At 70.5% G+C, this 25857-nt stretch carries 30 protein-coding genes and 4 pseudogenes; 21 read left to right on the plus strand and 13 right to left on the minus strand.

Features of this window, described 5'->3' with window-relative positions:
* Nucleotides 1-94: 94 nt before the first annotated feature.
* The 7 genes and pseudogenes from ACFV9M_RS39165 to ACFV9M_RS39195 all read right to left on the minus strand — a co-directional run.
* Nucleotides 95-499: pseudogene (locus ACFV9M_RS39165) on the minus strand (ATP-binding protein); the annotation flags it as partial.
* Between the two features lie 28 nt (nucleotides 500-527).
* Nucleotides 528-989 carry a DUF6238 family protein gene (locus ACFV9M_RS39170; RefSeq protein WP_385077187.1) on the minus strand — a complete coding sequence of 154 codons (462 nt, stop codon included), beginning with the start codon at nucleotides 987-989 and terminating at the stop codon, nucleotides 528-530.
* Nucleotides 990-1088: 99 nt separating this feature from the next.
* Nucleotides 1089-2561, minus strand: coding sequence for an SCO6880 family protein (locus ACFV9M_RS39175; protein ID WP_385077190.1), 1473 nt, complete (start codon nucleotides 2559-2561; stop codon nucleotides 1089-1091).
* 82 nt (nucleotides 2562-2643) lie between these two features.
* Nucleotides 2644-4011, minus strand: coding sequence for an ATP-binding protein (locus ACFV9M_RS39180; RefSeq protein ID WP_385077192.1), 1368 nt, complete (start codon nucleotides 4009-4011; stop codon nucleotides 2644-2646).
* A gap of 36 nt (nucleotides 4012-4047) precedes the next feature.
* Complete coding sequence (locus ACFV9M_RS39185; RefSeq protein WP_385077195.1) at nucleotides 4048-4740, minus strand: hypothetical protein; 693 nt, start codon at nucleotides 4738-4740, stop codon at nucleotides 4048-4050.
* Entirely contained in the window at nucleotides 4740-5054 is a 315-nt protein-coding gene (locus tag ACFV9M_RS39190) for a DUF6112 family protein (protein ID WP_385077198.1), read from the minus strand. The genes ACFV9M_RS39185 and ACFV9M_RS39190 overlap by 1 nt, the downstream gene beginning before the upstream one ends.
* A 376-nt stretch (nucleotides 5055-5430) precedes the next feature.
* Nucleotides 5431-6555, minus strand: coding sequence for a C40 family peptidase (locus ACFV9M_RS39195; RefSeq protein ID WP_385077200.1), 1125 nt, complete (start codon nucleotides 6553-6555; stop codon nucleotides 5431-5433).
* Nucleotides 6556-7065: 510 nt separating this feature from the next.
* Between ACFV9M_RS39195 and ACFV9M_RS39200 the strand changes: the two genes are divergently transcribed.
* From ACFV9M_RS39200 to ACFV9M_RS39280, 17 genes and pseudogenes are all read left to right on the plus strand, one after another.
* Complete coding sequence (locus ACFV9M_RS39200; protein ID WP_385077202.1) at nucleotides 7066-7821, plus strand: DNA-methyltransferase; 756 nt, start codon at nucleotides 7066-7068, stop codon at nucleotides 7819-7821.
* Between the two features lie 250 nt (nucleotides 7822-8071).
* The gene (locus tag ACFV9M_RS39205; RefSeq protein WP_385077257.1) at nucleotides 8072-8617 is read left to right on the plus strand and encodes a DUF4913 domain-containing protein; all 546 of its coding nucleotides are present in this window, start codon (nucleotides 8072-8074) and stop codon (nucleotides 8615-8617) included.
* Nucleotides 8614-9102, plus strand: a complete 489-nt coding sequence (locus ACFV9M_RS39210) for a hypothetical protein (RefSeq protein ID WP_385077203.1) — start codon at nucleotides 8614-8616, stop codon at nucleotides 9100-9102. Before ACFV9M_RS39205 ends, ACFV9M_RS39210 begins: the two co-directional genes overlap by 4 nt.
* A gap of 18 nt (nucleotides 9103-9120) precedes the next feature.
* Nucleotides 9121-9819, plus strand: coding sequence for a hypothetical protein (locus ACFV9M_RS39215; RefSeq protein WP_385077205.1), 699 nt, complete (start codon nucleotides 9121-9123; stop codon nucleotides 9817-9819).
* Nucleotides 9820-9836: 17 nt separating this feature from the next.
* Nucleotides 9837-10580, plus strand: coding sequence for a hypothetical protein (locus ACFV9M_RS39220; protein ID WP_385077208.1), 744 nt, complete (start codon nucleotides 9837-9839; stop codon nucleotides 10578-10580).
* Between the two features lie 148 nt (nucleotides 10581-10728).
* Entirely contained in the window at nucleotides 10729-11076 is a 348-nt protein-coding gene (locus ACFV9M_RS39225; RefSeq protein WP_385102689.1) for an SH3 domain-containing protein, read from the plus strand.
* Between the two features lie 101 nt (nucleotides 11077-11177).
* Nucleotides 11178-11660, plus strand: coding sequence for a hypothetical protein (locus ACFV9M_RS39230; RefSeq protein WP_385077212.1), 483 nt, complete (start codon nucleotides 11178-11180; stop codon nucleotides 11658-11660).
* Entirely contained in the window at nucleotides 11657-12100 is a 444-nt protein-coding gene (locus ACFV9M_RS39235) for a hypothetical protein (protein WP_385102691.1), read from the plus strand. The genes ACFV9M_RS39230 and ACFV9M_RS39235 overlap by 4 nt, the downstream gene beginning before the upstream one ends.
* A gap of 9 nt (nucleotides 12101-12109) precedes the next feature.
* Nucleotides 12110-12523 carry a hypothetical protein gene (locus tag ACFV9M_RS39240; protein WP_385077218.1) on the plus strand — a complete coding sequence of 138 codons (414 nt, stop codon included), beginning with the start codon at nucleotides 12110-12112 and terminating at the stop codon, nucleotides 12521-12523.
* Between the two features lie 42 nt (nucleotides 12524-12565).
* On the plus strand, nucleotides 12566-13408 hold the full coding sequence (locus tag ACFV9M_RS39245) for a winged helix-turn-helix transcriptional regulator (RefSeq protein WP_385077219.1): 843 nt from the start codon (nucleotides 12566-12568) through the stop codon (nucleotides 13406-13408).
* A pseudogene (locus tag ACFV9M_RS39250) lies at nucleotides 13405-13921 on the plus strand (regulator). Before ACFV9M_RS39245 ends, ACFV9M_RS39250 begins: the two are co-directional and overlap by 4 nt.
* Nucleotides 13918-15158: pseudogene (locus ACFV9M_RS39255) on the plus strand (MFS transporter). Before ACFV9M_RS39250 ends, ACFV9M_RS39255 begins: the two co-directional pseudogenes overlap by 4 nt.
* 32 nt (nucleotides 15159-15190) lie before the next feature.
* Nucleotides 15191-15490 (plus strand): annotated as a pseudogene (locus tag ACFV9M_RS39260) (hypothetical protein).
* A 54-nt stretch (nucleotides 15491-15544) separates the two neighbouring features.
* Complete coding sequence (locus ACFV9M_RS39265; RefSeq protein ID WP_385077222.1) at nucleotides 15545-16774, plus strand: ATP-grasp domain-containing protein; 1230 nt, start codon at nucleotides 15545-15547, stop codon at nucleotides 16772-16774.
* Nucleotides 16771-17634, plus strand: coding sequence for a DUF317 domain-containing protein (locus ACFV9M_RS39270; RefSeq protein ID WP_385077224.1), 864 nt, complete (start codon nucleotides 16771-16773; stop codon nucleotides 17632-17634). Before ACFV9M_RS39265 ends, ACFV9M_RS39270 begins: the two co-directional genes overlap by 4 nt.
* 28 nt (nucleotides 17635-17662) lie before the next feature.
* The gene (locus ACFV9M_RS39275; protein WP_385077226.1) at nucleotides 17663-18151 is read left to right on the plus strand and encodes a hypothetical protein; all 489 of its coding nucleotides are present in this window, start codon (nucleotides 17663-17665) and stop codon (nucleotides 18149-18151) included.
* Nucleotides 18152-18250: 99 nt separating this feature from the next.
* Complete coding sequence (locus ACFV9M_RS39280; RefSeq protein WP_385077229.1) at nucleotides 18251-18442, plus strand: hypothetical protein; 192 nt, start codon at nucleotides 18251-18253, stop codon at nucleotides 18440-18442.
* A 145-nt stretch (nucleotides 18443-18587) separates the two neighbouring features.
* On the opposite strand, the gene ACFV9M_RS39285 is transcribed toward ACFV9M_RS39280, so the two are convergent.
* From ACFV9M_RS39285 to ACFV9M_RS39310, 6 genes are all read right to left on the minus strand, one after another.
* Entirely contained in the window at nucleotides 18588-18983 is a 396-nt protein-coding gene (locus ACFV9M_RS39285; protein ID WP_385077231.1) for a VOC family protein, read from the minus strand.
* Between the two features lie 312 nt (nucleotides 18984-19295).
* Nucleotides 19296-20177, minus strand: coding sequence for a helix-turn-helix domain-containing protein (locus ACFV9M_RS39290; RefSeq protein WP_385077233.1), 882 nt, complete (start codon nucleotides 20175-20177; stop codon nucleotides 19296-19298).
* A 9-nt stretch (nucleotides 20178-20186) separates the two neighbouring features.
* Complete coding sequence (locus tag ACFV9M_RS39295; protein ID WP_385077236.1) at nucleotides 20187-21020, minus strand: alpha/beta fold hydrolase; 834 nt, start codon at nucleotides 21018-21020, stop codon at nucleotides 20187-20189.
* An 85-nt stretch (nucleotides 21021-21105) separates the two neighbouring features.
* On the minus strand, nucleotides 21106-21735 hold the full coding sequence (locus ACFV9M_RS39300) for a hypothetical protein (protein ID WP_385077237.1): 630 nt from the start codon (nucleotides 21733-21735) through the stop codon (nucleotides 21106-21108).
* A complete protein-coding gene (locus tag ACFV9M_RS39305; RefSeq protein ID WP_385077240.1) occupies nucleotides 21732-22631 on the minus strand; it encodes a TniB family NTP-binding protein in 900 nt (299 codons plus the stop codon). The genes ACFV9M_RS39300 and ACFV9M_RS39305 overlap by 4 nt, the downstream gene beginning before the upstream one ends.
* A 149-nt stretch (nucleotides 22632-22780) precedes the next feature.
* Nucleotides 22781-23311 (minus strand): hypothetical protein, encoded by a 531-nt coding sequence (locus ACFV9M_RS39310; protein WP_385077242.1) that lies wholly within the window; start codon nucleotides 23309-23311, stop codon nucleotides 22781-22783.
* Nucleotides 23312-23555: 244 nt separating this feature from the next.
* Here ACFV9M_RS39310 and ACFV9M_RS39315 point away from each other — a divergent pair, with 244 nt between their 5' ends.
* From ACFV9M_RS39315 to ACFV9M_RS39330, 4 genes are all read left to right on the plus strand, one after another.
* Nucleotides 23556-23909 carry a DUF317 domain-containing protein gene (locus ACFV9M_RS39315; RefSeq protein WP_385077245.1) on the plus strand — a complete coding sequence of 118 codons (354 nt, stop codon included), beginning with the start codon at nucleotides 23556-23558 and terminating at the stop codon, nucleotides 23907-23909.
* 104 nt (nucleotides 23910-24013) lie between these two features.
* A complete protein-coding gene (locus tag ACFV9M_RS39320) occupies nucleotides 24014-24304 on the plus strand; it encodes a hypothetical protein (RefSeq protein ID WP_385077248.1) in 291 nt (96 codons plus the stop codon).
* Nucleotides 24305-24319: 15 nt separating this feature from the next.
* Nucleotides 24320-25141, plus strand: a complete 822-nt coding sequence (locus tag ACFV9M_RS39325) for a DUF317 domain-containing protein (protein ID WP_385077249.1) — start codon at nucleotides 24320-24322, stop codon at nucleotides 25139-25141.
* Between the two features lie 149 nt (nucleotides 25142-25290).
* The gene (locus tag ACFV9M_RS39330; RefSeq protein WP_385077251.1) at nucleotides 25291-25698 is read left to right on the plus strand and encodes a hypothetical protein; all 408 of its coding nucleotides are present in this window, start codon (nucleotides 25291-25293) and stop codon (nucleotides 25696-25698) included.
* Nucleotides 25699-25857 lie beyond the last annotated feature (159 nt).

Below are 25857 nucleotides of genomic sequence, written 5' to 3' on the forward strand. Positions count from 1 at the left end.
AACAGGCACCGATCGCCTACGAACAACAGTCAGCTACCCTGACACTTGCCGCATAACGACACGAACAGGTGTCCACTCTCCGGGGGCAAGGCCCCCCCTCGACGCGGCCGTACAGCGCGAACGGGTCGAAGACGAATGACGCTTCCGCGTGGACGTCGCGGCCGATGTAGATGCCCTCGGCGCCGAGTCCGCCTTCGGCGAGGAAGGGATAGGCGCCGGCCGCTACCGCGGTGGTCATGCGGTGGGCGGGCAGCCGCAGACCGTTCCCGCGCGCGGAGGCGGGCCCGGGGCGTCCGCTCGGTGGGTAGAGCGCGGCGGGCATCTGGTGCTCGGCAGACGTGCTGTCACTCTGGTGGGCGCTGGCTTCGGCGCGGGCTTTGGCGGTGGCCTCGGCGAGCTGGCGGCGGGCGGCCTTGCGGCTGGCACGGTCGGTGCCGTGGGGGATGAAGAGCGGGCTGGCGGAGGCGCGGCGGGCGCGACGGGCGGGCCGGTGGCTCATCGGGGGCCCTCGATTCTGCGGGTGGTGCTCATCGCACGCAGGCCGTGGTGTGCGGGCGGAGGTCGGTGGGGGTGGTCTTGCGGCGGACGACGTGCCCGGCGGTGAGGTGGCGCTGGCAGATCGTCAGCACGGGCGGACCCTCGGGCAGCCGTTCTGGATGGCAGGCGCTCGACTCGCCTTCTGCCGCGGTGTTGGCGGGCAGCAGGTGGAAGGCGGAGTGGACTTCGCTGGTGGCCTGCCAGAGTCGGGTGTGCGCGCTGGCCAGGTGACGGCCTGCGGCCGGGTGAGGAGGCCGGGTGTGGTCGGCGAGCCGGTCCAGAAGCTGGAGCAGAGCAGCGAAGTGTGCGTGCAGCACGTCTAGGTGCAGGCGGTCCCCGGGCCTGGGTGGGTTCGCGTCCGCCGAGGCAATGGCCCGTGTGTGGTGGCGGACGCCGGCGCTTGCGGCGCGGAGGTAGGGGTGCGCGTCGTCGGGACGCGTGGGAGAGGTCAAAGGTGGTGGTCCTTCCTGCCGGCAGGCAGGGCGGCGACGGGGGCCCGTCGCGGGTGATCCGGAGTGCAGTGGGCCAGGGCGCGGACTGGCGAGGCTGGTTCACGGGGCGGTGCGGGCGAGCGGGAGCGCGGCGAGGGTGAAGGCGTCCGGCTGCTGGTAGTTGAGCCGGCGGAGATCGACGCCGGAGGTGACGGCGTGGGTCTCGATCTGTGCGCAGGCGGCGTCCAGGAGGGCGTCGGTCTCGGCGGTGACGGTGACCAGGCCGGTCAGGGCCACGTCCGCGTGCCCGGCGATGAGCTGGCGCTCGCGCTGCTTGACGTCGGCGTACTCGACGGAATCCTCTTCGGAATCGACCTGTCCGCGGCGGGCGCGTTCGTTGGCGTCGGCGATGATCGCGGCCTTCTTCCGCTGGACGTCCCGCAGGGCGGACTCAAGCCCCTGCGGCGCGTAGATGAGGGAGAAGCTGCGGCGCACGCCGGCCGTGAACATGATCCCGTGCAGGAATCCGGCTCCCATTTCGGTGCGCGGCCAGTTCTCCACCCAGTAGGTGGCGTGCCGCGCGCTGTCGGTGGCGAGGCGGTCGTACTCCTCGAACTGGACGACGGGCCCGGCGGCGGCGGGGGCGGCCTCGGCGCGGCCGGTCTCGGACCACTGCTGGAGCGCGGCGAGGGCCTTCGGATCGTAGGCGGTGCGGATGACGGCGGCGATCTCCTGCGCGGTCAGCCACCCGGTGACCTGGAGTCCGGCGTTGCGGGCGGCCTGCGCGACGGACGCGGTGGTCTGCTCCATGACGGTGAACGCCCCGGGCAAGCATCCGCCGGCCTGGCTGATCAGGCGCCGGGCGGCCTTGAGGTCGAGGCAGATGGCGAGGTACGTCTCGTGCGGGGCGGCGGCGGGCCCGGCCGAGGCGACCAGTTCTGAGTAGATCTGTCCGGCCACGGGGGTCTGAGGCTGCCCGTTCTGCATCCAGTGGCGGGTGAGAGTGTCGCCGCTGTCGGGGACGGTGCGTTCCAGCACCTGGACGGTGGCGATGTGCCCGGTGCGGGCGACGCCTGCCAGCGCGCGTCCCCAGCTGGACACGTTGTGGTTCTGGGTGGCGGGGTCGAGGAGGGCGAAGGCGCGGCTGCTGACGCGGGCGATGGCGGTCAGGGTCTGCTGGTGAGGGTCGTGGACGGCCGCGGCCTGGTTAGCGGAGTCCCCGGGGGTGACGACCTTGAGGGAGGCGGCGGTGCCGGGCAGATGGAGGACGCCGTCCTGCCGGGGCCGGGTGACGGGCCGGGCGAGCCAGAGAGTCTGGCCGGTGCGGCGTCGGCGCGCGTACCGGGTGACGATCGGCGCCCAGTCGATCAGGGAGCGGCCGTGCCGGCGGATCGCGACGAGCGCACCGGATGCCGTCCACAGCGGGGCCAGGGCGACGGCACCGAGCAGTCCGGTGGAGACCACCATCATCAACAGCAGCGCCAGCGTGCAGGAAACGAGCACGAGTTGGGGCAGGGAGAGGCCGAGGAGGATGCCGCGGCGGGACCGGTACGGGAACTTCACCGTGACCGGGGCGACGGAGAGATCAGTCATGGGGCGGGTCCTGGAGACGCGGATGGAACCCGGGGGCGGGAGCGAGCGTGCACGTCCCGCCCCCGGGAGTCGGTCAGGGGATTCAGAGGCCGGTCGGAGGCTGCGACGGGGGTCCGCTCGCGCCGCTGGACGGGACGTTCTGCGAGCCGGAGCACGGCGGTGCGCCCTGCGGCGGCGGGCTGGTGGTCAGCGGAGTGGACTGCCATCCGCCGCTCTGCCCTGACGCCGCGCTCGCGCCGGATCCGCCAGGTCCCGGGCTGCCGCCCACCTGGCCGCTGGTGTCGTCGGACACGCTCGTCGGCGCAGGCTGGACGGCCTTCTCCAGACCGGACTTGATGGCATCGCCACCGGACGAGGCGCCTGTTCCGCCGCTGTGCGAACCTTCCTTGCCTCCGCCGGCCGGGTTGGCGGCGACGTCGCCGGGGAAGCCGCCGCCGGCGTCGGGACCCTGCGGTGCGGCACCCGCTCCGGCAGCGGCACCACCGGTTTCGGCGGTTGCCGCGGCTGCGGCGGCCTTGCGAGCGGCCTTCTCGGCGTGCGCCCTCGCGATCTGCGCACCGGCGCCACCGGCACGGTGGATGGACTCCCCGTCGGTTCCGTCGGCCGCCCAGTGCACGAACTTGAAGACCGCGTACGGGCACAGCAGCACCAGGATCATGATCACGATGCCGGACATGACGTCGGCGAGGGCGGCGATGCCGTCCTTGGCCTCGGTTTTGCCCATGGCGGCGATGCCGAGCACGAAGATCACGGTCATCAGCAGCTTCGAGACGACCAGGGTGGCGGTGGCCTCGATCCAGCCCTTGCGCCAGCGCCGCGCGACCTCCCAGCCGCCGCCGGCGGAGGCGAAGACGGCCAGCGTGACCATGACGAGGATGCCGACCTTGCGGACCATCATCACGCACCAGTAAAGGAACGCGCCGATAGCGGCGCCGAGCCCGGCGACGACCGGGACGAGCCAGCCCAAGCCCGCCAGCGATCCGATCTGGTCTACCTTCACGATGCGGCGCACGGCCGACTCGATGCTCAGGTGGGCGGTCTTGAACAGGCCGTCGCTGACGGCGTCGACCACTTCGACGGCCACCGTAGTCAGGGCGATGGCACAGAAGGCGAACAGGACACCGCTCATGGTGCCGGTGAACGCTTGAGTCAGCGCCTGCCCGTCGCGCCGGACGGCGGCCCGTACCAGCTGCGCGCAGAACGTGGCCACCAGCAGGACCAGTCCCAGCGGTAGCAACATCTCGTAGTTGTCGACGAACCACGTCGCGTTGAGGTCGACCTTGGTGGTTGTGTCGACCGCCTCGGCGGCCAGATCGGCTGCGGCGGCTGCCAGTTCACCGGCGGACTTCGCCATCCAGCCGCCGATGGCCTTGCCGGGGTCCGTAGCGAAATCCACCGCGTCGCCGACGGCGCACAGCTTGTCTGCCAGGGGGTAATCACAGAAACCCACGAGGAGTTACTCCTCCTTTCGTGTCTCAGGCGCGGGTCACTGCGTGACGCTCGGGGCGATGGCGGCCAGGGTGCAGTCGTGGTTTGGGTGGCACTGGACGGCGAGGGTCACGGCACGCTCCTCGGCTCCGCCGCCGCCTTTCTTCCAGCTGAGCGTCTGCTTGCCGTTGACGGTGACGACGTAGATGTACGCCTCGGTGATCGCCGACGGGTCCTCGGCCAGCGCCTGTTTGAACGCGGAGGGGTAGTGGCCCTCGGTGACGTGGGCGGTGGCGTGCTGGTCCTGGTCGGCCATCCGCGACCACAGCACCGGATCGGGCACCTGGCCGGAGACCGAGGCCCAGTCGGCGTACTTGGTCTCCGTGGTCATCCAGGCGCGCATGCCGGCGAGCTGCTGGTCCCGGCTGGTATCGCGGGTGTCGTAAGCCCACAGCATCTGCGCGGCTGCCTTGGCGTAGGCGACCGGCTCGGCGATCTGCGGAGGCTCGGGCACGGAACCGGATCCGGAGGACGACTTCGGTGCGGCTTCGGCGGCGGACGGGCTGCCGGTCGGGGCGGGCGCGGTGGTGTCCGGGTCCTGGTGACCGTTCCCGCCGCCGGTCAGCAGAGCGACGATCCCGGCGATGGCGAGCAGGGCGGCGACGGCGGCGGCGACGATCGCGATGCGCCGATTGGCCGACCAGCTCGCGCCGTACGAGGACAGCGAGAAGGCGGGGAATCGTTTCTGCATCAGTGGACCTGCGACCCCAGGGCGGAGAAGAAGGCCACGATGCCGTTCGCGGCACCCAGACCGAGAGCGGCGCCGGCCGCGACGACCGCGCCCTTCTTGCCGTTGGCTTCGGCCTGGTGTCCACCGGTGTGGTGGCCCCAGGCCCACACGCCGAGCGAGACGGCCAGGGCGCCGACGACGGCGATGATTCCGAACATGTTGATGCTGTTGACGACGTTCTTCAGCACGTTCAGGCCGGGCAAGCCACCGGCCTTGGGCGAGATTCCTGGGTCGTAGGCGAGCTGCATGACGCGGTCTGCGAGAGGGACGGACATAGGGGTGGCGGGACTCCTTGCATACGCGGGCCCAGCGAGGGCTGGCGGGGAAGGCGAAAGCGGAGAGGGAGGTGCGCGAAGGGCGCGGGATTGGCCGGGGGCTGGGCCGCCCGGGGCGATGCCGGGCGTGTAGGTTCCGGTTCTACTTGTCGTCTGGTGCCCGGATGACCTGCGGCTTTGGGCGGTTGTCCGGGAGACTTGTCGGCGGAAGGGTCCAGCGAACTTGTCGGATTCTTCGGGCGGAGGGCCCGATTGGGTTGGGCCGACAGATGGGTCGGACAGTCGACCTGTGGGTTTGCACCGGCAGGCGACAAGCCGCCGACAGAATGGCCGGACAACGACAAGTCAACCCGGAACCTACAGGGCGGGTGCGGCGTCAGAGGACGCGGCGGGCGGCGAGGATCGTCCAGTCCTTGATCGGGGTGATCCGAACCGGCTTGGTGGTGCGGGGTGCCTCGATGACGAGGCCCTCGCCGATGTACATGCCGACGTGCTCGGGCCGTGCGGCGCTACCGCGGCTGAAGATCAGGTCGCCGGGCTTGAGCTGGGCGGGCGAGACCGCCTTGCCCTCGTTGACCTGGGTGTACGTGGTGCGGGTGAGTGTCACGCCGGCGTGGGCGTACGCCTGCTGCATCAGACTGGAGCAGTCGCAGCGGCCCATCGGGTCGGGACCGTGAGGGTCGGTGCAGGAGCCGCCCCACTGGTAGAGCGTCCCGAGCTGCTGCATCGCCCAGGCGATGGCCTTGCGCGCCTTCGGATCCGCGTCCTTGGGGATCGAGTAACCCTTCGGGACGCTCCCCTCGGGGATGCGGCCGAAGCCGGAACCGTCCTGGGCCGGCGCGCAGCCGGTCGTGGCCGACTGCTGGTCCTGGTCCGTGTCCTTGCCGTCCTCGCCATCGCTGCCGGGGAAGGTCTTGGCGATGGCGGCCTGGAGCGCGGTGGCCAGCTTCTCCCACTGCGCGTAGGCGTCCGGCAGCCCGGACTTCTGAACTGCCTGGGCGGCCTGGGTGACGGTCATCTGCTGCCACCCCTCGACCTTGAGCAAGTGCTTGTAGAACTGCTCGGAGGCATAGACCGGATCTCGGATCTGCTGGGCGCTGCCCCAGCCCTGGGACGGACGCTGCTGGAACAAGCCGAGCGAGTCGCGGTCCCCGTAGTTCAGGTTGCGCAGTCGGCTCTCCTGCATCGCCGTGGCGAGCGCGATGATCTGTCCCTTCTCGGGGACGTCGAGCGACAGGCCGGTGGCCACGATCGTCTGGGCGTTGAAGACCTGCTCGGCGGGCAGGTCCAGGCCCTCGACGTGTACGTCTTTGCCGGACGCGCCGTCGAGGATCTTGGTGACCTGTTCGGCGACCTTGTCGGTGTCGATGTCGGCCAGACAACTGCTGAGGGAGCTGTTGCTCTGCACGGCGTCGGCGGAGGAGGCCAGCATGATGCCGGTGCCGGCGATCAGGATCGGGGAGAGGAAGACGACGCCGATGCCGGCGGCGAGCCCCTTCACCCCGAGCGGACCGCTCGCCGGTCAGCGATTTCGGGCAGGGGCGGGTAGCGAGACGTCATGAGCGTGTCCTTGGGGGTGCGGTGTCCGGCGAGCCGCGTGCGCGAGGCCTGTGGGAAGGGCGCGGTGGCCGGGGCGGGCGATCAGAGGCGGGCCGGTGCGAGTTGCCGCTCGCTCCGCGAGGCCGGGCCGTGAGCTAGGTGTGCCGGGGCAGGGGGTATCTCCGTGAGGTGGGGCGGGGGAGTAGCCAGCGGCGGTGTGCGCCGGGCGGTTCAAAAACAGTAGGCCCAGATCGGCGGTTGACCAAAAAGCCGGTGCAAGGTGTCGGAATCCGGCACCTCAGCAACGCGCTTCTTGGTCGTCGGCAGTTTCGCCTCTACAGTTTTTGGACTCCCCCTCGCCCTCCTCGGTCCGTGGCCCTGGGCTTCTGCATGCCCGCTTTCGGCTCGCGAGGACTCCTGCGAGAGACGGGTAGTTCCCTCCGCTTTTCCGCACCCGAATTGGGGTTCCTCTTTGCCTTTTTCCCTGCACCAGGGCGACGCCCTCAGCGTTCTCACCGGCCTCCCGGACGGCTGCGTCGACTCCGTCATCACCGACCCGCCGTACAACTCCGGCGGGCGAACAGCGAAGGAGCGCACCACTCGCTCCGCGAAGCAGAAGTACACATCCGCCGACTCCAAGAACAACCTCGCCGACTTCACCGGCGAGAACATGGACCAGAGGTCGTACGGGTTCTGGCTGACGCAGATCATGACCGAAGCCCACCGGCTGACGAAGACCGGCGGCACCGCGCTGCTGTTCACCGACTGGCGCCAGCTCCCGATCACGACGGACGCGATCCAGGCGGCCGGGTGGCTGTGGCGCGGTGTGCTGGCCTGGCACAAGCCGCAGGCCAGGCCGCAGAAGGGCCGGTTCACCCAGAACTGCGAGTTCATCGTCTGGGCCAGCAAGGGGCCGATCGACAGCTCCCGCAACCCTGTCTACCTGCCCGGCTTGTACTCGGCGTCGCAGCCCTCGGGCGCGAAGCGCCAGCACATCACGCAGAAGCCGGTCGAGGTGATGCGCGAGCTGGTCAAGATCAGCCCCGAGGATGGCACAGTGCTGGACTTCTGTGCCGGCTCCGGCTCCACGGGCGTCGCGGCCCTGCTGGAAGGCCGGGACTTCATCGGCGTGGAGAAGACCGAGCACTACGCGTCGATCGCGGCCGACCGGCTCACCGAGACGATCCGCGCAACCCTCACGCAGGACGACGTGAGTCTCACCGCCTGAGCCGCGGCCTTTCCCGTCGCCAACGCGACCGGCTCCCATGCGCAGCCGTCGGCGGAATACCGCCGGAGCGGACGTGTAATCCGCCGGCGGGGCCGCGCGAGGGTGCTTCCGCCTTCCCTCATTCCGTGTCTCGTAGGAGGCCGAACTTTCAATGCCCGAATCCGTAAAATCCTCTGACGACGGCGAGTTGGAGCCGATTCGTATTCTGGATCCGCAGCTGGAGGGGATCAAGGCGAGCGTGCGGCGGCTCATGGAGCAGTCGGCGCAACAGGCTCAGCAGCTCGACCACCTCGCGTCCGCCCCTTCGCCGAGCGGATCGCCGTTCGCCGCGTTCGGCATGCCGGGACTCGGCGGGCCGCCGGCCACTGCTCCACCGGAGCCCCGCCCGATCCTGGAACTGGACGGGGAGGAACGGGAGGACGAACTCGACGCCTTGTCGGACTGGGTCGACGACTTCTTCCTCCCGGTGTACGGGGCGGAGGTCACCACCGCGGCGCCCTGGTGCCTGCAGTGGCAGGAGCACGACGACGTCGTGGCCTGGCTCCACGCCCTGTGGCTCGCCTACCAGCAGCACAAGGACCCCGAAGCCGGGCTCTCCGGCCTGTTCGTGTGGCACCGGGACTTCCTCACCCACGCTGTCGCGGCGATCCGCGCGCCGGGCGGACCGCTGTCGGCCTGCATGACCTCTCCCGACCGGCCCGCGCACCGTCTTCTGCCCGGCCCGCCGCCGTCCGTGCGCACGGAGACGGCGGCGGCCACGACACAAGCCGCCGAGCCGGACGAACCGACGTCATGAACCCGGGACAGGGACAGCCCGCCTTCGGACTGAGCTTTGACCCCCGCGCGCTGACCGATCTCCTCCAGGCCCCCAGCGACATCCGCGACCTCACCCTCGTCTACCTGCAGGATGTCGTGAACGCGCAGCGCTTCGGGCTGCGCCTCGACGGCGATCTGGAGGGCTATCGAAAGCTGTTCGTGGATTCGCGCAGGGACTGGCGCGTCGTCTATGGCGTCCGTCCGGCACCCGCGGAGTCCGTGCACTCGAAGGAGATCCACGTCGTCGCGGTCCGGCCGCGTGCGGGCAACGACGTCTATGACGAGGTCGGCCACCGCCTGGGGATGACCCGCCGGCCACTGAGCGCCCGCACCCACGCGGCCCGCTCCCGTTCCCCGCAGCTGACCACCCGCACTCCCGTGCCCCGGCCCGGTCTGCTGCCGCCCACCGCACTGCCGGGTCTGCCCCGTCCCGCACAGAACCCCGCACACCATCACACCCGCTGAACGCACGGAGCGTCGCCTATGCCCCCTGAACCCGCGCCGGCATCTGTCCGGCGTGCGCTCTCCCCGCTCGACCACCGAGTCGAAGCCGTCACCGGCCACGACATCGACACCCTGTGGGCCTACCGCGACCGCAGCCTCCTCGACGAGCAGCACGCCCAACTGGTCGACCGGCACCGTGAACTGGCCAAAACTCAGACCGGCGTCATCTTCTACCTGCGCCTCCTCAACCGCCTTACCAGCGGCGAGTTCGACGTCGACGGGGCCCTGTTCACGCGCATCGACCGCACCGTGGACCAGCTGGAAGAGGCCACCGACGCGCGGGACGCCGCTGCCAGGAAGGTGCTCGCCGCCCTGGAGCCCATCGAGGCGGCAACGGTAGCCTCCGCGCCCGACGCGCAGCAGCTCTCGGCGGAAGACCAGGCGGCGCTGCTCGCCATCGCCGGCGGCGCAAAGCTCTACGAGCACCTGCTGACCGGCCGGATGTCCGTCACAGCTGCCTCCGGCACCCGCATCGCCCACGCCAGGCTGCAGCGGCTGGAGGACGCCGGCCTGGTCGTCCGGGACACCGGCCATCCCGTGCACGCCGGCCAGATGGTCGCGCTCACCGACGCCGGACGAGCCGCGCTGCTCGCCGCCCGCCGGACCTCCACGACGCAGGCGCCGAAGGCCTCGGCTCGCCCCGGCGCATCGCCGTCCACCCCGGCGCAGCGGCGCTGAACCCCACCGAAAGGCTCTTGTTGCCTCCCACCGAACCGGTGCCGGTCCGGAAGCCCATCCCCCAAGTCGACTTCGATCTGCACGACCTCGACGCCGACGAGGAGAAGTGCCTCGACTTCTACCGCAAGGTCGCCGTCCACGAGGACATGCTCATCCCCCTGGCCGAACACCACGACGGTCCGCACAGCTACTACGTCTTGTTCGACCGCACCGCCACCTTGGGACACCCCGGCATGCCACAGGTGCTTGCCGTGCATCTGCAACGGGACCACGAGAAGCGGACGTTCAGTTTCGAGCAGGCCCCGCTGCCGCTGCCCGCGATGGCACAGTCCTGGTTCATCCACCGCGGCTGTCCGCACGATGCCATCGGCCTCGACCCCGAGCTGGGCCCGCCGCCGGCGGACGAGGCCACGCGGGCGCTGGAGCGACGCCTCGCCGGCGACGGCGACCACTACGCCATGGGCTACTCCTGCACCAGCGACGACCCGGACGACAGGGTCGTCGTCGTTGCCCTGCGAGCCCTGGACGAGCGAGCCCCGTCGCCGTTCCGCGTCGTGGTCGACGAGGTCGACACCGAGACGTGGACGCACACTCTGCGCGAGGGCGGCTTCGACATGCTCGGCGAGGCCCTGCAGTGGTGCGACGACCGCCTCACCGGCGAGGCCGGACTTCTCCCGCCGGTCCGCCCGGCAGCCGCCGCCAGCCGCCCGGCCGGTGTGGTGAAGGGCCCCGCTCCGCGACCGCCCGGCCGTTCGCGCTGAGCGCCACGGCCGACGCGGGCGGCGGAATATAGCCGACGATCGCCGGTTAGCCAAACCGGCGATTCTCCGGACTCTTATACAGCCGCCGGGACAACACCCGCTGCGCCCTTCCCCGCAAATCCCATGCCTTCACGGAGGTTTCTTCCGCATGCGCTCCACGCGAATTGCCATATCTGCGGCGATGCTCGGCGCGCTCGCGCTGCCGGTGCTGTCTGCCACCACCGCCGGCGCAGCCCCCACCGCTGTAGCTGCGGCCTCCGCGAGAGGCTGCTACGACCTGCCGTCGTTGCCGTACGCGGTGCACGCCACGGCCGTCACCATCCGGTCCAAGGCCGACTCGAAGTCCACCGCGCTCGGCGTGCTCTACAAGAGCCACAAGTTCAGTGTGTCCAGGAAGAGCGGCAACTGGCTCTACATCACGGACAGGACGACCGGCGTCAAGGGTTGGGTCTCCGGCACGTACGTCTACCGCGACGTCCGAATGTGCCTCGACTGACAGACCGCCAGCAGGTGGCCCGAAAGCAGATGAGCTGCCGGGCACGGCCGCCCCTCACATTCCCCCCGGCAGCGGCTCTTCCAGAAAAGGAGTTTCCCTTTTTGTCCGACGGCATATCCGATGAGTCTGAGGACGTCGTGGGCGTGCTCACCGAACGGATCGAAGTGCGCTTCGACATGGGCATGGACCAGTTGAAGGCCGCGGTCGCCGCCGCGCCGACCGCGAATCCCGACGCCACCGACGTCGTCAAGTGGCACGGCCTTCTCATCGAGGCCCAGTCCGTGCTCGACCGGGCGGAGGACGACCTCCTCGCCGCCCTGCAAACCCAGCCCCGCGAGGTCGACGACCCGACGATGGGCCTCGCCCACCGGGTGGACGCGGCCGTCACCCTACGCGACGGCCGGGCCATGGTCGTGCGATGGCTCCTCGACCCGGACGCTCCGGGGAAGAAGGACCTCGCCGCAGAGTACCTCGCCCGCCTTCGGCCTCGAACCGGGCCGGCGGTGCAGACCAGCGCCCCCCACCGGCCCGCGGGTGCACCCGCACCGGCGACGGCGTGGCGGGAGGCAAGGGCCGCCCGATGAGCCGGGACAAGGCCAGCACCATGGATGCCGACCTGCAGAAGGTCTTCGGGAACCCGGTATCCGAGCTGTACGAGGCGGCTGCCGGCCACGACACCTCGCCCGCGCTCGCCCGTGCCCTGGAACTGCGTTCCTTCCTGGCTCTCACCGAGGAGCAGGTCGCCCGCGTCCGCGACCGCGTGCACACCGACACGGATCCGGACCGCGACATGGGCGAGCTGTCGGCGGACAAGCTCCGCTCCGACGCGCAGTGGCTCAAAGCAGCGCTGGAGGCCCGCGACGGCTACCGCGCCGCCCTCGGCGAGCTGCTGCGCACCATGCCCTCGCCCGCTCAGGCGGCCGGGCCCTTCCGCACGACGCAGCTCAAGGCCACCGCAACCCTGCCCCCGTCCGCCGCCCCGGCACCCCCGCGTGCCGGGGCGGCCCGGGCCCGCCGACCCTGAAAGCCCCGCTTGCCCCACCTCACGTCCACCGAGACAGCCGGACGGATCGAGGACCTGTACGGCGTGCCGCTCGCCGACCTCACCGCCCACGCTCAGGATCAGCCGCCCGGCATGCTCTCCGCCCTGCTCGGCATGCACGACGACCTCGCCCTCGCCGAGCGCAGCATCGACTTCCACCGCGACCGCCTCGCCCGGCTCGTCCACCCCGAGCGGCAGATCGGCCCGTACGAGGTCTCCCACCTCCTCGACGGTTCCCGTCGGCTCGCTGAAGCCGTCGCCGTCCGCGACGTCCAGGCCAAGTCGGTCGCCGCCGTCCTGCAGAGCCTGGCACGCGTCCCGGCCCCAGCGTCGGCCCCACCGACTGCCTCGCCGCCCGTTCCAGCTCCGTCCCTTCCGGCGCAGAGCCCGGCGCACAGCCGCTGACCCGCAGGCGATCCCCCCTTCAATCACCCAGGAGTTCCTCCCTTGGCCAACACCGCTCTGCCCCGTGACACCGAAGCCGACATCGCCCGGGTCACCGAGGCACTCGCCATGATCACCCCGCGCTGGAACGTGAGGATCCTGCTGGCACTCTCCGGCCCGCCGCTGCGCTACAGCGAGCTGGCGGCCAAGGTGTCCTGGCTGCAGGACGGCCAGCTCCACCCGAAGCTCAAGTCGCTGTGCGACGCCGGGCTCGTCGAGCGCACCGAACACACCGCACGGCACGTGACCTACCGCCACACCGAGCGTGGCGCAGCCCTGCTGCCGGTCCTGCCGATGATCGCCACCTGGGCCGAGGAACACCTGGAGACCACGGACCGCCCGCTGCCCGCCATCGAGCAGATCGAGGACAGCCTCACCCTCCTCACCCGGCGCCACGCCGCCGCCATCCTGTGGGTGCTCAAGTCCCGCCAGGAGGTCAGCGGCCGGGCTCTGGCCCGGATCGTGATGCCCAGCAGCGACTGGACCAACATCTATCCGCCGCTGAGGCAACTCGTCGCCGACGGCCTGGTCGACACCGACGGTACCGGCCTGCCCTACCGGCTGTCCGTGGCCGGACACGGCCTGGGCCCCGTTCTCGGCGCCCTGTCCGCGTGGTGCGCCGGGCAGCCCCTCGGCCAGGCGGCCCAGCACCCGGTCTGGGGACACCCGCAGGCGAAGCCCGCGCCGAGGCCGTGGGTCAGCACCCAGTCACGGCCGGCCCCCGCGGTGCTCCCACCCGCTCGGACGGTCGGGTTCTCTCCGGCGTGGCACCACCGCGATCTCTTCTCGCACGCCACGACCGCCCGCCCGAAGGCAGCCATCCCGGCAGGAGGCCCGCGCCGATGAGCACCCTCTTCACCCCTGCCGAAGCCCGCCACGCTGTCGAACTGCTGGCCTCGCGCTCCTTGATCCGCCTGGTCACCGAGATCGACGACAACGGGTGCCATACCTCCGCGACGGCTGGCCGGAACCCTGCCCGACCTCTCCTCGCACCAACTGCGACGCGCATCCGAGACGGCCCGCGCCCACGGTCTCGTCCGGGTCGCGCCCGGCGCCGGTCAGAAACTCACGGACGCTGGGACAGAGTTGGCAGACCTGTACGACGCGATGGCCCGCTGGGCCCGGCGTCACGCCGTCCCCGCCCCCGTCTGCGAGTTCGGCAGCCGTATCCGGCACGTCCTTGACCTGTTGGCCCCCTCGCTCACCACCGAGCGCGCCGGCGGTCCCTTCCCGCTGACCGGCGACGGAGCTGAGGCGGACCTGGCCCGTCCCCGCACGCTCCTGATCCAGTGGCTGGCCGACAACCTTCAGGTAGCCAGGCTGCCCGAGCCCGAGCCCGAGCCCGAGCCGGTCGCGTGAGCGCAGCGGTCACACCCCCGCATGCACGCCACACCGCCGGGCTGGCGCAGCATCTACCTGCCGCGCACGGCGGACGCCCTGGCGTCCGCGATGTTTACCTACGGCATCCCGCTGCTGGTCCTGGCCACGACGCGATCCGCCGCGCTGACGGGCGCGGCGTTCGCCCTGGAGTGGATCCCGCGGCTGGCTGCGTTCGGGTGGGCCGGATCGATCGTCGACCGGCGTGGGACGGCCGTCGTCTTCCACCTGGCCTCCCTGGGACGCGCGCTGGCCCTCGCCTTCGGCACAGTCATCCTTCACCTGCACCCGACCGGCACCGTGGCGAGCGTGACCGTGATGGTGCTTGCGGCGACGACCGGCGTGTTCACCGAGTTCAGCTACATCGCGGCCGAGACCGCGGGCGCCGCCGCCGGCCGCCGCGCAGGACGGCGGGCCCACGAGTCCAGGCCGTCCTGCTCGGCATCGACCAGACCGCGACCCTGGCCCGGCCCGGCGCTCGCCGGAGTACTCCTGCTCGCCGGGCCACTGTCGATGCTTGTGGTGATTACCGTGCTCTCGCTGCTCTCGCTGCTCTCGCTGCTCTCGCTGCTCTCGCTGCGCACCCCGCCCTCGCCCGTCGCCCCGGCCCGCGCGCCGAAGGGGCAGTCCGGTGCCGGATTCCTCACCGGGTGGCGCACCATCCGCTCGCTTCCCGCGCTCGGCTGGTTCGTGACCGGGCTGACCCTGTCCACCCTGGCCACCGGCCTTCTCCAAGCAGCCGGCCCGGTGATCGTCGTCAAGCACTTCGAGCAATCGACCACTGCCGTCGGCCTGGTCTGGTCCGCCGCTGCCGCAGCGACGCTCCTCAGCGTCACCGTCTGCCGGTTCACGCTCGACCGCCTCGGCCTGTGGCCGGGTCGGCGCCGCCTGCGCCGCCCTCGCCTGTCTCGCCGTCGCCCAGGCCCCCGACTACCATTCCCAACTGGTCCTGGTCGCGGTCCTCATGGCGGGCGAAGGCGGCATGACGGTCGTCCTGCGCACCCTTCGCTGCCGCCTGATCCCGCCGGAGAAGTTCGGCAGCACCCTGTCGGCGACCATCCTCATCCTCCTGCTGCCCTTCCCCGTCGCCGGCGTGCTCACCGCACTCACCCCGCCCGACGCGCTGGACCATGTCATCACCGTCTGCGCGGTCCTGCAGGCCCTCGGTCTGTTCTGCGCCTTCGCCCGCCTGCGAACCGATCCCGCCCTGCGCACCTGACGCTGCTGCGCCCCCAGCTAGTGGAGAACCCCATGCCCATCGCCGCCCTCGGAACGCACCGCGCGACCGGCCGCCATCACCAAGCAGTGCCACACCTTCAATGCCCACAGTCCGCACGTCTTGCGGGCCCTGGAACGCATGGCCGCCCGCCGCCTGGCCGCCGGCGCCACCGGGTCAGCTTGGAGGACCTGTTCGAGGACCTGCGCCGCCAGCTCCCTCACGGAGTCACCGGGCTGAACAACAACTACACCGCCCTCTACGCCCGCTGCCTGATTGACGACCACCCCCACTGGGCCGGGGCGTTTGAGCTACGCCGCCGCCGTGCCGCCTGAGACACCCTTCACTCCTCGCTCGTCCTGCCGTCCATCGATACGGAGAAACCCTTCTTGTCCGCTCGTTCCCTCGTGCTCGTCGTTTCTCCCGGAGACGAGATCTATCGCGGCTACTGCCTGGAGCAGGTGGCCGCCGCGTACGACGTCGTCCTGCTCACTGGCGCTGAGCCGTCGTGGGAGAAGCCGTTCGTCGTCGACCACGCCGTGGTCGATCTGAGCGACCCCGCAGCGCTGCTCGCCGGCGGCCGGGTGTTGGCCGAGCGCCACGACCTTGCCGGCGTGGTCACCTGGGACGAGTGGCACCTCGTCCCCACCGCCCTCTTCGCCCACGCGCTCGGTCTGTCCTCACCGTCCGTCGGGGTGATGCGGGCCTGCCGCGACAAGGCAACCGCCCGCACCCTCTTCGCCCGCCACGGGGTGCCCTCGGCCGCCTCGATGAAGGCGCGGACCCTGCTGGAGGCCGGCCTGGCGACGATGACGCTCGGCTACCCCGCCGTCATCAAACCGGCTGCGTTCGCGGGCAGCATCGGCGTGATCCGCGTCGACCGTCCCGAAGAACTTCCCGCCGCGTTCGCGTTCGCCTCGGCCGCCGCGAGCCGCAGCCGCGAGGACACCGGCGTCCTGGTGGAGGAGTACCTGGACGGGCCGGAGGTCTCGGTGGAATGCGTCACCCATCGCGGCGTGACGACTGCGGTCGCCGTGACCCGCAAGCACCTGGGGCCCGCGCCGCATTTCGACGAGACCGGGCACACCGTCGATGCCGCCGACCCGCTCCTGGCCCAGGTCGCCCCGGCCGCCGCTTCTGCGGTCAAGGCCCTGGGGATCACCGACGGCGTGCAGCACGTCGAACTGCGTCTCGTGGATGGCCGGCCCCGGCTGATCGAGGTCAACGCACGCATCGGCGGCGACATGATCGGCCACCTCGTCCGTCTCGCCACCGGAGTCGAGCTTCCCCGGGCTGCTGCCGATCTCGCCTGCGGCCGAGCGCCGGACCTCACCCCGACCCGCAGCGGGGCAGCGGGCATCCGCATGCTCTACCCGGACACCTCCGGCACCCTCACCGCACGGCACATCAACCAGCCCTTCGCCGCCCACACCCCCTGGCTGCGGCAGGTCCAGTGGACCCGCGAGATCGGCGACCAGCTCCTCCTGCCGCCCGAGGGCGACCTGTTCACCGCGCGGGCCGGTTTCTACATCGTCACCGGCCGTACCACCACCGAGGTCACCGAACGCCTCGATACCGCCGCCGACGAGATCACCGTCACCACGAGGGCAGACCGATGACCCGGCCCGATCCGCGCCGCGACACCGACGTCTACGTCTCCCCGCGCCATCTCGCCTCCACCACCGGAACCGGCGACCCCGCCCTCGCCCCGTTGCTCGAACTCGGCTGGGACCTGCGGTACGACGAGGACTCCAACGTGTACGTGAGCGCCCCCGACCGGCGCGTGCGCTTGGGCTACCTGCCCGAAGGCGAGGACGACGGACTCTGGCGTATCAACGCCTACAAGGACTCGTTCGGCCCGCCGGCATGGGGCGTCTGTTTCAACGACCGCGTCCCCACCGAGTTCGTCCATGCATTCACCACCGTCCTCGCCACGGCGTACGAGCAGGGGCCGGACGCCTACCTCGCCCGGCCGGTCTCCGGGACCGACGAGCACGACCCCTTCCTCGCCGTCGTCCCGCTCCTGAAACAGGGCTGGAAGATCGACCGCCCGCGCTGGGGCGTCCTCGACGTCCGGGCCCCGGACAGCCTCGCAGGCATGCGGTTCACCACCGGCGCCCTCGATCCGGAAGCCGAGCTGACAACGCGGGACGCCCGCTGGCAGCTGTGGGCGGGCAAGTCCATCGACCGGCCCGTCTGGTATGCCACGGCCAGCACCGACACCCCCGTCGCCCTGCTCACCGCCGTCACCGAGTGCGTCGCCGATCCGGCTCCACTGCCCCGATGGCGCGAAGAGACCTCCAGCTACATCAAGGGCATGGCCCAGCTCACCCAGATCCTCGCGCCCGGCCCCTCGGCTCCCACTCCACTCGACGTGCAGCGGGCCGTCTCATCCCGCCGCCCGGCCGCGCTCCCCACAGCCAGCGTCCCGCGCTGGAGCACCACCAGCCGACCGGCCCTGCCCGGCCCTCACCGGTAGGAAACCCGACCCCGACTGAGGCCCCCTCTTGCCCCTGCAAGCCGCCGAGTTCTTCGCCGAGCTGTGCCTCCCCTTCCATGCCAGCACCGTCGTGGGCAACACCTACTTCGCCGCCCCCGTCCCCGGCGTACCGCTGCGGCTGCGGATCGATTTCACCGGCACCCTCCACGCGGGCACCTACGGCGGGCTGCGTGTGGCGGTCGTCCACCCGGAACGCGGCGAGATCGACGCGGTGGCGCTCAGCTTCGTGGATCACGGGACTTTCCACCGCCGTGACGAAGCCACCAACACCCGGCCGAACACCAAGCAGTACGCCACCTTCAGTAAGCACCACCGCCCCGGCCGACTCCCGTGGGACGGGGCCGTCACCACAGGGCTGCGCGACGCCATCGAGCAGTACACCGCCGTCTGGTTCCCCGGCGCCTGGACCGCGTCCGCGCCGACCCGCGCCGCAGGCCGAACCACCGAAGCGGCTCCCCTCCCGCCGGTCACCCACAGTGGCACCCGCGCCCGCTGAGCCGCGCCTGCACCCGCTAGCCCCGGCGTTCCGTACTCTCCCAGCAGGCAGCTCGGAGCCGCGCAGCCTCGCATCGAGACGTACGGCGAGAACGTCGGCGTGCTGACTCACGAGGTCTTCGGTCTGGAACTCACCGAGGCCGGCTTTCTGCACGAGCTGCGGCGTTTGGTCGACGTCGGCTACTCCTACGACGCTGTCCTGGAACATTTCAGCGGACGGCTGGGCCGCGAGGCGCAGTTGGTGCTCAGCGCCTTGCTCGGCCAGCGCGACGACGTGGAGGGGCACAGCTGATGCAGCACATAGACCCTCCGCCCTTCGACGCTCGCGACGTCTGCACCACCTGCATCGGCAACGCTCGCCCCAGCAGCCGAGCACGGCTTGCGGCAGGTGTCACCCCAACGAGCGAGCACCCGCTTCGTACACCCTGAGAACCAGATCACATCGGGATGCACGCATCGTTGCCGTCGTACAGCGTTTGCACGTGTACCGCGCCAAGCGGGACCAACCGTGCGCACTCAGCCTCAAGTGCGGCGAGGCGCTCTTCACCCACGAGTCCGGTGCCGACCCGCACGTCAAGATGCACCCGGTTCTTGGCGGCCTTCCCCTCGGGGACGCGCTGGAAGTACAGCCGCGGGCCCACACCTGAGGGATCAATGCAGGCGAACCACGAATCCCGCTGCTCAGATGGCTGCGAGCCCTTGAAATCGTCCCAAGTGGCAAACCCCTCCGGCGGCGGCGGTACGACGTACCCCAGCACCTCGCACCAGAAGCGAGCGAGGCGCTCAGGTTCTGCGCAGTCGAAGGTGACTTGGAACTTCTTGATCGACGTCATCGGCCCACCATATTGGCGCGTGCATTCACCGAAACCCCGGGGTTCCACGGCATGCCGGTCGAGGTCTCGCGTGACATGAGCAGCGTCGACGGGCCAGATCACCTGAGACGACGAGCGAATCGGACCAGATCATCTGAGGCAGGGGCCAATTCGCATGAGACGGGACACAAAACGACTGGGTTCGATGTCAATGGGCAGTTGTCCTTTGACAGCCAAGTTAGTCCGGTGCGATGCCCTGACCTGGGGCGACTAGGTTGGATGTCAAAGGACAGTTGTCGGTCGGGAGTAAAGTGAGGGCCGCGGCTGGGCGGTTCAGCGCTGGCCGGAACCGCGTGCGCCACCTGTCACGGGCCTCCCTGCCCGCCAGGAGTCCGGCCATGCGACGTCGTCGATCGCCAGCCACGGCGCGGCGGCGACGGCAGTCGGCGTGAGCTCCGTAAACGCCTTCACTTCGCGGTGCAGATGGGACTGGTCGACGTAACCGCTCTCGGCCGCGACATCGGCGGGAGGGACACCCGCCGCGAGCAGATGGGCCGCATGGTCGAACCGCACCAGCTGGGCGGCCCGCTTGGGGGTGACGCCGAGCTGCGCCCGGAAGCGCGCCCACAGGCGCTTGCGGCTCCAGCCGACCTCGTCCGCCAGGCCGTCGATACGCATCCGGCCCCTGCTGGCGACCGTCCGCCTCCAGATGTGGGCGACCTCCGGATCGACCCGCAGGCCGTCCCCGATCCGCCGGCGGACGGCGTCCGCCGCCATCGCGAACCGCTCGTCCCACGATCCGGCTGTACGCAGCCGCTCCTCGAAGCGCCCGGCGTCGCGGCCCCAGACGTCCGCCAAGGGCTCCACGCTCCCGCTGACCCCGTCCGACGAGCCGAGCACTGCGGCCGCCACACCCGGCTGCAGCCGGATCTGCAGGCACTCGCCCACCAGGCCGGACGCCCGCAGCTCCCCGGGGGTCAGGCCGATCACGACACTGCCGCGTCCGTGCCGCCCCTGCGTGTCGTAAACCAGGCCGTCATCGTCGCTCAGATCGATGAGCAAGGTGACGGACGGATGCGCGACCATCGCGATGTCGACGGGCGCGGGGACACGGTGGCGGAATCCGGCCATGCTGATGCCCGGCAGCCGGTCCGAAGGCTCCGGTACTGCGATGTCAACGCCCGACCACGCGGGTGGCACGCCCTGCGACAACACGGCACCAGTCTAGGCCGGGCCTGCCGGCGGGGTTCCGGCGCACAGGGTCGCGAAGTCCAGCAGCAGCCGGCCCACCGGCTCGGGCGCTTCCAGCATGGGCATGTGCCCAACGCCCGGCAGCATCTCGACCCGCACGCCCGGCACGATGTCGTACTGGCGCGCCGACGCCGGATCCCACCGGGGATCGGCGGCGCCGAAGACCACGAGCACCGGGAGCCCGAGAGCGGCGAGCCGCTCGGGCACGGACTGCTCGGCGAGGTACGCGGTGTTCTCGCGCAGCACCTTGCGGAACGCGCGGTACGTGGTACTCCGCACGTCGGCGACCATGCCGGGCGGCATGGGCGCAGGCCCGGCGAGCGTGGCGCCGATGCCTTTGCGGATCATCGCATCCGAACGCCGCCACCACAGCAGCGGCCCGAAGGGCGGTGCCAGCATCACGCGGAGGATGGCCGGCTGCGGCAGGAGCGCGTCGAGGCGCGGGCCGGTGCTGATCATCGCCAGCGAACCCACCAGGTCGGGGCGCTGCTCCGCGAGCGCGGTGGCGACGTATCCGCCGCTGGAGTGGCCGGCCACGGTGACGGCGCGCAGCCCGAGTTCGTCGAGCAGCGCCGCCACGCGGTCCGCCTGCGCCGGAACGTCGTAGGACGTGGCGCGCGGGGACTGGCCGCAGCCCGGGAGGTCTATCCGGACGACATGATGACGGGCGGCGAGGGCCGGGACCACCGGCCCCCAGGAGGCGCCCGAGGCTCCAGATCCGTGGATGAGCAGCAGTGGCGGCGCGTCCCGCGGTCCGTCACGGTCCACATGCATCGGCTGCGCGTGCTGTGCGTCGTGGGCGTTCATGGAGCGATAGTGCGGGGGGCGGCGGCTGCCGGTCTTGTACGAATGTCGCTAATGGCCCGCGGCGGGCGCGCCCCGCATCTGGATGTCAACGATTCTGCTCGTGCTGGCGCTGTCGGGATCGTGTGTATCGGATGTAGTGGCGGATGCTGTCGTATGTGACCAAGTAGTCGTGGTGGTCTATGAGTTCTGTCCAGATCTGCCTTCCGTTGAGCCTTCTGCTGATCATGCTTTCGATCAGGTCGGCGAGTTCGCCTGTGATGGGGTCGGTCAGCGGACCTGTCTCTGCAGTGGTGAGGCGTGGGATCTCCAGGGCGAGGCGGACGTCCCAGCGGCGGAGGTTGTAGCGCTTGGCGAGCGTGCGGATTTGTGCGCCTTTGAGGGCCTCTTGAGTGATGCGGTGGGCCAGGCTCGGGCGCCTGGTGAAGGGATTCTTTGTGGGGAGGCGTCGGCGTGGTCTGTTCGTGCCGCCCAGGGCGTCGGCGTCAGCGAGGGCACGTTCGAGTACTTCGGGCGAGTGCCCTGCGGCCGTGGCGAGGTTTTCCAGGAGCGGCTTGCCGAACCACTGTGGTGGGCCGCAGAGATAGCAGTGCAGGAAGCTGGGCTTGAGATGGTTGGCGCGAGCCAGACGCCGGATGTAGGAGTTGGCGGACTCTCCGAGGCAGGGACGGAGCCGGACCGGCAGCGGTGCGAACCGGGGTGGTAGCTCGCTGTTCATCGGAGCGTGGCGGTCTTCGTGGCCAGCGACGCCGTGGTGTGGGCGGTGTGGTCGAGCGGAATGGCCTGGAGGCTCTTCTTGGTGATCTTCTCGGTGCCGGTGAGGATGGCGTCGACCGCGGCTCCGCGGATGGCGTGGGAGAGGGATCCGATCATGTCGCCGGTGTGGTCGTGCAGGAAGCGGTCCAGGCGCGTGAGTGTGCCGGGGCGGTGGTCGTGCAGCCGCAGGGTGTCCTCCATGGCGGCGACCAGGCCCTTCCATTCGCTGTTGTAGGGGAAGGGGCGGGAGGGGATCAGGGTGAAGCGGCCGGCGATCTGGGCGCCCCGTGTCCCGGACAGCAGGCCGGATTCGGCGATGTCGATGCCGGCATAGACGAAGGTGGCGGCCAGGCGCTCGGAGAAGTACTTGAGCGTGTCGGCGACTTCGGCGCCGTGGCGACTGGCGAGTGAGATGCTGTGGAGTTCGTCGACCAGCACCAGCCCGGTGCGGGTGTCGGTGCAGACACCGACCACGGCCTCGATGATGTCGGTGATGTTCGAGCGTGCCCGCACCGGCAGGCCCAGGAAGCGGGCGAACTCGGTCGCGATCATGCGGGCGGTCGCGGCAGGCGGGACGGTGACGTAGACGACCGGGATGCGGTCCGTGACCTGTGGGTGCCGAGCCTGGTCAAGGAGTTCGTGGGAGCACCCCAACTGGGTGATGGCGATGGTCTTGCCGGTTCCCGCGAGGCCGGAGATGATCAGCCCGCGGCGGGCGCTGATCGCGTGGCGGTTGAGCAGGACCAGCCGTCGGCCGCAGATCGCCGTCGTCTCGACGAACGAGGTGGCGACCGTGAGTATGCGGGCTTGGTGGTCAAGGCGGTCCTCGTCGTAGAGGCCCCGTTCGGACGCCGGCATCCGCTGCCAAGCGCTCCGGGACGACAGAGCCGGGGGTTCGGGTGGCCCGTCGATGAACCTTCGCCACCCGGGCAGGGTGTTCAGCTGCCGCCCGGCCTCGGCTTCGGCCTCCCGCAATACGGTGCGGCGGGCCGCTGGCTAGGGGATGGTCACGGGCGCCTCCAGGGGTCGGCCAACGGGTCGAACAGGCCCAGCGGGACAACCTCGGCCAACGAGGTGTCCGTGTCCTCATCCATCGGTTTGCTGGCGGCCGGCGGATCGGGGATCTCCCGCCCTGGGGCGGTCGCCCGGGTGCGGGCGGCGATCCGGCGATCCCGCCGGGACCGCTTTGCCGGAGGGTCCTTCTCGTCCGGGGGGCCGTCGTGGGCGCGTTTGAACAGGGCGGCTGCCGCATCCGCGATCTGTGCCTCGTTCCCATTCCTCGGGGCCTGTTGACGGGCGTGGTCCCAGGCCAGTTCGCCCATCAGCACGAGATGGTCCCGCTCCAGCCACGACTCGAAGCCGACATGCTGCCCGGTCGTCGCCGCCCAGTACCAGCCCGGGAAATGGCGCCCACCCGGCGGCCACCGAAACGGCCGTACCGGAACCGCCTCCTCGAACCTGACCGACACGCAGTCCAACAGCGGACGCCGTCGACGCTCGCGCCGGCCTTCCATGCACGACACCTCGACGTACGGCACGGCCCCGTCCGCCCCAGCCGGTATGGCCATCCAACACCCCCAGCGTGCTCACCCCGCACGACTAGGTTCACTGTCAAAAAAGCCGAAACGACTGAGTTCGTTGTCAAACACCTCGATTGGATGACAAAGGACAAGTTCGCCGGGGGCAGACTGGAAAGATCGCGGAAAGACTGGCCAACGGGTGCGAGGGCATGTCAACGTAGACGACCTTGCAAGAAACCCCAGGTCAGAGAGGTGATTGCCCGTGATCGTAGCCCCTGCGGGCCCCGGTTTCTCCACCACCGTAGAAGCCCTGCGACGGCGGGAGTGGCAGCTCGGCCCCGGTCAGCCGACCCTGGTCATGGACCAGTTCTCCGCCGAGGACTTCCACCTGATCGTCGATGATCGCGCGAACGTGCACGTCAGTTCCAAGGACGGCAGGTTCTACCTCGGCTGGTTCCCGCTCGGACGCCCCGGCACGGACGGCGAGGGATGGAAGATCGCCGTCACCGGCACCGCCAAGGTCCGCGGCTACCACCTGTCGTTCGATACCGAGACGCCGGCCGACATCGTTGCCGCCGCTGTGGCGCGCGTGCTGGAGACCTCACGCCGCCTCTGACAGCGCGGAAACCGACAGGTAACGCCCGCCCTGTGAGCGCTGGCCGTACCGAAGGCCAGCCCGTTCCACTGCCCCCCGTTTTCCCGCACCCCAGGAGGCTGTTCGTGACGTCCCCGGAGATGACCGTCGGCGATCTCATCGACCTGCTGTCCGGCTGCGACCGCAGTGTTCCGGTCCGCCAGGCCATGAACCCGTTCTTCCCGATGGCGCACCGCTTGGCGCAGGTCCTGCAGTCGGTCGACGAGACCGGCCGGACCGTCGTCTACCTCGCCGAAGGGCGGGACGAGGACGCTCAGCTCGGCCACCTGCCACCGGAGGTCGCCATTGCCCTGACGTGGCAGGGCCCCGTCCAGGCACCCCCGCGCCGCCCCCGCCGCCGCGCCGGCGGCAACTAGATACGCACCGAGCCCTTGGAGGCGCCCCTGTACCCCGACTTCCCGCCCGACTCGTCCACCTCGCGCGGCGGCCAGCCCGCGTTCTGGGTCGGTCCCCGGCACCTGGCCGGCGATGACGGGCGCCTCTACGACGTCGCCGCCGACACGCTCGCCGGCCTGGGCTGGACGTGCCTGACGATCGTCCGCGGACGCCACGAGCCGGACGAGGCACCGGAGGACCGCCAGGTCCTGCGAAGCACCGTCCTGCACATCAGCCCCGACGCCTTGCGCTGGGCCCAGTGGGGCCTGGCGGACGAGGCGTTCCACCTGGGCGAGCTGCCGATCGCCTGGCAGATCTCCGCCCGGGCCGAGGCGAGCAGCCCGCTCGCCCAGTGGTCGGCCTACTTCACCCGCGACGTTCCCGGCGAGGCGGTGGTCGACTTCCTCGTCGCGCTCGACGCGAGCGACCAGCCCGCCGTTCCGCTCGCCGGAGCCGAGCTAGTCCTCGAAGCAGTCTCCGCCCACGGATGGTTCCGCGACATCGACCAGCCCCAGGCGGCGGCGACGGACCCGACGTTCACCTCGCACATCAGCCTCGGCGAGGTCCCGCCCCTCATCCAGGACGCCGACCCGCGTGCCCTCGTCGCCGAGGACGATGAGACGGGGCCGGCCGGATGGCAGGCGTGGGCCGAGCCCGTGCTCGGCGCACCGTGTCTGTGGGCGGCATCGTTCGCCGCCAGCGTCCCGCACGATCTCGTCGCCGCCTTCGCCGCCTCCCTCAGCTCGACCGCACCGGTCCTGCGGCGAGTGCTGCCCGAGGCCACCCGCGAGCGGCTTCTGCGCGCGCCGGCCATCTAACGTCCCGCGCAAAGCTCTCGACGATCGCAGTCCGGCACCCTCCCAGTTGGAGGTGCCGGACTTTCTTGCTTCTCGGGTGAAGTGGCCGTTCGGTCTTCGATGCTCTGGATGGTTTGCCGCCCGTTGATGGAACGATGCAGGATGCGGCAATGCCCCCCAGCCCTGGCGCCTTCATGGTCATCGCCTCCATCGTCGCCGTGACAGTCGCGTTGACGGTCCGTTCACGCCGCAAGTGCACGGCTGCCCTCGCGGCGCAGTGGCAGGCATTCCAGCAGCAACGAAGCTCCGGACAGGGGCAACTCCTCCAGGTGACACGGGTCTACCAGCACGCACGCCGTGGCTCAAAAGCCGTCGTGACCTGGTGCGACACCGGGCGGCAGCAGGACGCCTGGTTCTGGAACTGGCACGTTCCCCCAGGCGCATACCTGCTCGTCAACGCCTCCAGCGGCTACGGGCCGCACAGTCACAACCCGAACGTGCTCTACGTACAGCCCGGCGAGGTCCGAGCCTGGGTACCGGGCCAAGCCGCTCGTGCCGCGCAGCGCATCAGCCAGTAACGCGACGCTGCCCCCGACCATGGCGGTCGAGGGCAGCATCCCAGGGCTGAGGGCGTGCAGGATCGGGCCTTGCCCCCGGAGAGTGGACACCTGTTCGTGTCGTTATGCGGCAAGTGTCAGGGTAGCTGACTGTTGTTCGTAGGCGATCGGTGCCTGTTG

The sequence above is a fragment of the Streptomyces sp. NPDC059895 genome, from assembly GCF_042731035.1.
Classification (GTDB): domain Bacteria; phylum Actinomycetota; class Actinomycetes; order Streptomycetales; family Streptomycetaceae; genus Streptomyces.